The following is an 829-nucleotide window of genomic DNA, read 5'->3' as shown; positions in this document are numbered from 1 at the left end:
AGCGGTTTAGATGCTATGGGCCGAGCGGCGAGGCCATGGCACCATCGTCGCGGCAACAAAGCGATGGAGCGCCCCATGGCGAAGCAAAACGACCTGAGCAGATGCCTTGGCACACTTGAACAAGACGCGACAGTGATCGCCGTGATCGAGATCGGCCAGTCGAGTTGGCTGGTCGCCGGTATTGTGCCCGGACTCGAACGCAATCCTTTGAAGAAGCTCAGCCCAGACCAGGATGCGCTTCTGCAGCTTCTGCATCGTTGGCGGAAGGAGGCGGTGCAGGCTGGACGCACGATCAAACGGATCGCCGTCGCCTATGAGGCCGGCCGCGACGGCTTCTGGTTAGCACGCTGGCTGCGCGCGCAAGAAATCGAGGCCTATGTGATCCACCCGTCGAGCGTCCCGGTGTCGCGCGAGCACCGGCGGGCGAAGACAGATCGGCTCGACACTGAACTGCTGAAACGCGCCTTTCTCGGCTGGCTGCGCGGCGAACCGAAGCATTGCAGCATGGCGGCGATCCCCACCCTCGCGGATGAGGATGCGAAACGGCCGGGCCGCGAGCGCGAGAGCTTGGTCGGGGCGCGCACGCGCATTATCAATCGCCTGAAGGCTAATCTCGCCCGCCTCGGGATTCGCGGCTTCCGGCCAAACCTGGCTCAGGCATCGAGCCGGCTGGAGGCCTTACGCACGCCGGAGGGCGCGGCCGTTCCGGCGAACACGCTGGCCGAGCTGCGGCGCGACATGGACCACCTGCGCTTCGTCAAGCAGCAGATCAAGGAGATCGAGACAACCCGGGCCAAGCGCCTGGCGGGAGTGCCCAACGAGCAACGCC

General features: G+C 65.1%; 1 protein-coding gene. It reads left to right on the top strand.

Features of this window, described 5'->3' with window-relative positions:
• Positions 1 to 75 precede the first annotated feature (75 nt).
• Positions 76 to 829 (top strand): IS110 family transposase (locus SO139_RS46300; RefSeq protein ID WP_498542166.1); only part of this gene is annotated, 754 nt, incomplete at its 3' end.

It is taken from the genome of Bradyrhizobium sp. UFLA05-89, from assembly GCF_059803475.1.
The sequence above is the reverse complement of the archived record's forward strand: the minus strand, read 5'-3'. Positions and strand labels throughout refer to the sequence as shown.